At 69.4% G+C, this 592-nt stretch carries 1 pseudogene; it reads right to left on the bottom strand.

Annotated elements, in window-relative coordinates:
- Positions 1-592: pseudogene (locus tag KUM32_RS40750) on the bottom strand (DNA-directed RNA polymerase subunit beta'); the annotation flags it as partial.

Raw genomic sequence — 592 nt, 5'->3', positions numbered from 1 at the left:
CCTGCACGGCACGCTGGCCGAGGATGCGCAGCACGTCGTGCGGGTTGGTGGCACCCAGCGTCAGCGCCTGGCCCACCTCCACGTGGTCGCCCTCGCCGACCAGGAGTCGGGCTCGCTTCGAGACGCCGTACGACGTCTCGTCGGAGCCGTCGTCCGGGGTGACGACGAGCTTCTTGGTCTTCTCGGTCTCCTCGATGCGCACCCGACCGGCCGCCTCCGAGATGGGGGCGACACCCTTGGGCGTACGGGCCTCGAAGAGCTCGACGACACGCGGCAGACCCTGGGTGATGTCGTCACCGGCCACACCACCGGTGTGGAAGGTACGCATCGTGAGCTGGGTGCCGGGCTCACCGATGGACTGGGCCGCGATGATGCCGACGGCCTCGCCGATGTCCACCAGCTTGCCGGTGGCCAGCGAGCGGCCGTAGCAGAAGGCGCAGGTGCCGACGGCGGACTCGCAGGTGAGGACCGAGCGGGTCTTGACCGTGGTCACACCGTGCTTGACGAGCTGGTCGATGAGGACATCGCCCAGGTCGACGTTGGCCGGCGCGATGACCTTGCCGTCCACCACGACGTCCTCGGCGAGCATCCG

The sequence above is a fragment of the Streptomyces sp. AC627_RSS907 genome (genome assembly GCF_019049165.1).
The sequence above is the reverse complement of the archived record's forward strand: the minus strand, read 5'-3'. Positions and strand labels throughout refer to the sequence as shown.